The organism is Acetobacter sp. AN02, assembly GCF_029759835.1.
In the GTDB taxonomy this organism is placed as follows: Bacteria; Pseudomonadota; Alphaproteobacteria; order Acetobacterales; family Acetobacteraceae; genus Acetobacter.
Window position 1 is genome coordinate 1 of the sequence record NZ_JAJJND010000131.1, and the last position, 4994, is coordinate 4994.

Genomic DNA, 4994 nt, shown 5'->3' on the forward strand with positions numbered 1-4994 from the left:
TTCAACGTCAAAAAATCCCGCCTGCTTCATAACGCCATTCCCTCTGTCAGAACCGGACAAATGGAATCACAGAGCAGGTTTCAAAACCAGGGGGTTTTTCGAACCCTCCATTTGATTGGCGAGAGACCATATGAATTCAATGAATTTTCAAAATAACCGGACTGCTGCTGGCAGGAACGGTCTGCTCCCTTAGTTTTTTGACATCTCCATTCGTCACGGGAAGCTGCCGGTTTCCCCATGACGAGCGGACAAAAGTCAGCACGTCCGCAATTTCCCCATCTGAAAGCTGCGCGCGATATGACGGCATACGATAGGAATCCGGCACTCCGGCCGCGACGACACGGTCAGATCCGTTAAGAGTAACGTTGATGGAAGAGGAACTGTCCGGCACCAGAGACGAAGCTGCTCCTGCCAGCGGCGGAACCCACTGCCCCTGTCCCCGCCCATCCGTACCATGACAGAAACTGCACTTCGCCATGTAGGTCTGCGCACCGGGGATGCCCTGCCGTCCGGCGGGTTGGAGTGCCTTGGCCTGTGTCGGCTCATACTGCCACGGAGTTCCGTCACGTTGCGCGTTGCCAGGCAGAGACTTGAGATAATGCGCAACTGCCCGCAGATCATCATCGGAGAAAAACTGCGTCGAGTTGTTGAAAGCCTCTGTCATGGAGCCGAACACGACAGCATGGTCGTTCCGGCCGGTCTTGAGAAAACGGAAGATATCGTCCTCGCTCCACCGGCCCAGACCCGTGTTGGGATCGTTGCGCAGGCTTGGCGCAAACCATCCGTCAATCAGCGCGCCGGAGACAAAGGCCGCGCTATGGCTGTCCGTCCCCTTTTCGTGGAAGGCCAGACTTCGCGGCGTATGACAGGCCCCACAGTGCCCCGCCCCTTCAACAAGATAGGCCCCCCGGTTCCATTGGGCATCTTTCGATATGTCCGGGCGATAAACGCCTGACGGGGCAAAAACCACATTCCAGAAAGCCAGAGGCCAGCGCATGTTCAGCGGCCAAGGGATCGCGCTTTTCCGGTTTTCCTGATGAACAGCCGGGACACCCTTCATGAAATAGGCATAAAGCGCTTTGACATCATCGTCAGAAAGCTTGGCATAGGACGGATACGGCATGGCCGGATAGAAGCGGTGCCCATCCTTTGCCACACCGGAACGAAGCGCCCTGTCGAAATCCGCCAGCGTATAGGCACCGATCCCCGTCTCACGATCAGGCGTGATGTTCGTGGCGAAGATTGCGCCCATCGGCGTTACCATCTTCAGGCCCCCGGTATAGGCTGCCCCACCCGGCACACTGTGACAGGCCACGCAATCTGTCAGACGAGAGACATACTCGCCTCGCGCTACGAGCTGCGCCGACGGCTCCCCCTGAGAACCGGTTTTCTCAAAAGACGACGCAGGGAGACGGGTCACGAACCATGCCGTTCCCGCAGCCAGAACAGCCGACGCAGGGATCACGACTGCGAAAATTTTCTTCAGGCGGTTAGTCATGTTCAGTTCCGCAGTCTTTCTGCTGCACGCGAGACGTGCCAGACGACGATCAAAGTCTCAGCTTGCAAAGTCATGACGTGACAGCGGCATGCTTCGGATACGCCGCCCGGTCAGGGTCGAAACCGCGTTAGCCACCGCGGGCGGAATGGCAGGCAGCGGTGGCTCCCCGACGCCGCCCATCTTCTCGCCACTCTCGACAATCTTCACATGCACACGAGGCATCTGATTCAAAGCGAGAATTGGGTAGCCTTCATAGTTTCGCGCGCGCGGCATACCATTCTCGTAAACCGTCTCTTCAAGAAGCACCTGAGACAGTCCGAGAGCTATGGCTCCATTGACCTGAGCTTCCACAATCGCGGGGTTCACGACCTTTCCAGGGTCGATTGCTTCCCAGACCTCCTGCACCCTGACACGCCCGTTTTCGAGCGACACTTCCGCAATCGCCGCAGCTTCAGACCCGAAAGGTGACGACATGCCAATCCCGCGCGCGCGGCGTGAACCATCCGCCGCCGTAAACGGGCCACGCTTCCAGCCACCGGATAGATCTGCGACCGCCTTGAGCAAAGTCGTCAGGCGCCTGTTGTCCCGGAGCAGGTGCAACCGAAGCTCGTAGGGGTCCTGATGTCCCTTGTCCGCCAGTTCGTCCAGAAATGTTTCATAGAGAAAGTCATTCATGGAATTCCCGACGGAACGCCAGTATCCCAGCGTCGCCGGATTTCTGACGAACAACTGGGCGATCCGACGGTCGGGAATATCGTAGGCCTTGTTGGTCAGTCCTTCGAGGGCTGTCGGGTCAAGGTCTTTTCCGCGCTTTGTCCCGAGACCTTCCGTTGCCCCTTCCGTGGCACTGACGACGTCAAGCGCAACAGGACGACCTGTTGCATCAAGCCCCGCACGGAACCGCACTGCCGCCATGGGGCGCAGGGCATCGCGCAGGAACTCTTCCTCACGGGTCCAGATCAGCTTGATGGGCCGACCTGTCGCTTTGGCGAGCGCAATGGCCTGCGGATAGGGGCTACCATGGTCGTAAAGGAAATGACGTCCGAAAAACCCACCCAGTAACGGCGAATGAATCGTGATCTTTTCCGCGTCCATCCCGGTGCGTCTGGCCATATCAGCACGGAACATGTCGGGCGCCTGGTTGGGGAGCCAGATGTCGAGTGTTCCATCGGGATTATACCGGGCCAGTGCAGAAGGAGGCTCAAGCTGCCCATGGTTCACGTACTGGCTGAAATACGTTGCCTCGACGACTGTATGGGCGTTTTTCAATCCGCGCGTCACATCGCCTCTGGTCTCCGCGTTCTCTTCTTTCCCGGATACTGTCGCCAGATGTTTCCTGAACTCTTCCGTCGAAAAATCCGCTGGCATCACACGAATGTCTGAGGCCGCCCCCGGTTCAGCCTCGGCCCAGTTCACCAGCAGAGCTTCAACCCCGCGTTTGGCGTGCCACCACCGCTCGGCCACGACCGCCACCGCCCCCGGCAGACGATGAACGGAGTGAACACCCTTCATCTGGCGCACCTGTTCTTCGTTGCGGATGGAGCCAACCGTCATGCCAAGCCGCGGCGCATGCTGCACCGCTGCGTGCAGCATGCCATCAATCCGCACATCGATTGCGTAATCGACCTTGCCTGTCGATTTCTCGTAGATATCCAGCCGCTTGACCGACTTGCCGATCCAGCGGAACTGCGATGGATCTCTCAGCTTTACGCTGGCCGGATCCGGCACCGGGAGATCCATGGCCACATGCGCCAGGTCTCCATAATTGACCATTCGGCCCGATGCGGCATGAACGACCTGTCCCGGCTGAGTGGTCAGCTCTGACACGGGAACACCCAGATGCTGCGCCCCGGCCTGAAGCAGCATCTCACGTCCGAGCGCACCGAGACGCCGCATGGCCGGATACCCGTTCCGCACCGACATGCTCCCGCCCGTGATGCGCATGCCGCTGTCCATCACAGCGTATTCATCCCCTGCCGGGGCATTTTCAACAAGGAAAGTCGAAGGGTCCGCGTCCAGCTCCTCGCCGACGATCTGCGCCATGGCAGTAAACGTTCCCTGCCCGCCTTCAATGAAGGGGCTTTGCAGGCGCACGGTATTATCCGGACGAATTTCAAGTAATGCGGGAACCTGTGTTCCCCGATATTTTGGTCCCTGCGCGGCCTGAGCGCGCGCCTGTCGGGCCGGCAGACCGAAACCCAGCACGAATGCGCCCGTTGCAGCGCCTGCCGATGTCAGCATAAAGCGACGTCTGGACAGATTGACCGGTTCCTGCTGCATCAGGGGAGCATCATCAAAAAGACCGTTCACCATTCTTATGCTCCCCCGTCCGTTGAACCGGACGCCAGATCATGAATGGCGGCACGAATGGCGTTATAGGTTCCGCAGCGGCAGAGATTGACCATCGCTGCGTCGATATCGGCATCCGTGGGGTGGGGAACCTGCCTGAGCAATGAGGTCGCAGCCATGACCTGCCCGGACTGGCAGTAGCCACACTGCGGCACCTGATGTTTCACCCATGCAGTAACCACACGCTTGCCGAGATCATCCCGTTCGATTGCCTCGATGGTCACGATCGACGCTCCTGCCATTTTTTCGACAGGCGTCACGCAGGAACGCACGGCTCGACCGTCAATCAGAACCGTGCAGGCACCACATTGGGCCAGCCCGCAGCCATATTTGGTTCCCGTCATCCCCAGATCGTCACGCAAAACCCAGAGCAAGGGAGTATCCAGCTCGACGTCAATCTGGTGCACCACACCATTTATCGTCAGTTCCATATTTCCCTCGCCGGTAAAGATGGGCTCACTTCACGAAATCACACTCAGGGGAATTGTTTCGCAATCGTTCAAGGTTCCTCTGCCTTTCTCGGCAGAAAACTTGTTCTGAACGCAGCACCCTTATTATCAAATGATATGTATTATACTTTTATGAAAAATATTAGGTCAAATAACAGCATAACCTTATGAGTTTTTCTCACAAACCCTTCCCTCACTTTGTCCTCTTCTGTCAATGAAAAATTTCAGGCAAGGCGTGCAGCTGCGAATGCACAGCAATGCGATGTTTGCGGTTCGGAGAATGCCCCATCAGCATAGATATAGGGCTGTTGCCAGACGCCCATACAATCGTCGGCCGCTATTTGTCCGTCTTGTTAAACTTGGCCCTTCCATCCGAATTTGTTTTTTAAATTAAACGCGGAGACCACTCCTACGGCCCGTCGGGTATAAGCTGGAGGGTTCGAAAAACCCCCTGGTTTTGAGGCTCCCTTCGTGATTCCAATTCCCCGAGTTGATTGGGGTATGGATCATGAAGCAGGCTGGTTTCTTTGATGTTGAAGAGCGGCTTGCGCGATTGAGCGGGCTTGGTGATCAGCTCGAAGCGTTTTCCCGGACTGTGGATTTTGAAGTCTTCCGCCCTGACCTAGGGCCTGTTAGATCTTGAAATACTTCCCATATTGTATGGATGGAAGAAGGAGACGGAACAGGCACTTTTACGG

Annotated in this window: 3 protein-coding genes and 1 pseudogene; 1 reads left to right on the forward strand and 3 read right to left on the reverse strand. The window is 57.1% G+C overall.

What is annotated here, in order from left to right; genetic code table 11:
• Window positions 1-136: 136 nt before the first annotated feature.
• From LOC54_RS11335 to LOC54_RS11345, 3 genes are read right to left on the reverse strand one after another with little or no spacing between them, the layout of a single operon-like run.
• Window positions 137-1498 (reverse strand): cytochrome c, encoded by a 1362-nt coding sequence (locus LOC54_RS11335; RefSeq protein ID WP_279313906.1) that lies wholly within the window; start codon window positions 1496-1498, stop codon window positions 137-139.
• Window positions 1499-1555: 57 nt separating this feature from the next.
• On the reverse strand, window positions 1556-3811 hold the full coding sequence (locus LOC54_RS11340; protein ID WP_279313907.1) for a xanthine dehydrogenase family protein molybdopterin-binding subunit: 2256 nt from the start codon (window positions 3809-3811) through the stop codon (window positions 1556-1558).
• Between the two features lie 2 nt (window positions 3812-3813).
• Window positions 3814-4278, reverse strand: a complete 465-nt coding sequence (locus LOC54_RS11345; RefSeq protein ID WP_279313908.1) for a (2Fe-2S)-binding protein — start codon at window positions 4276-4278, stop codon at window positions 3814-3816.
• Window positions 4279-4804: 526 nt separating this feature from the next.
• Between LOC54_RS11345 and LOC54_RS11350 the strand changes: the two are divergent.
• Window positions 4805-4921, forward strand: a pseudogene (locus LOC54_RS11350) (IS5/IS1182 family transposase); the annotation flags it as partial.
• Window positions 4922-4994: the final 73 nt, after the last annotated feature.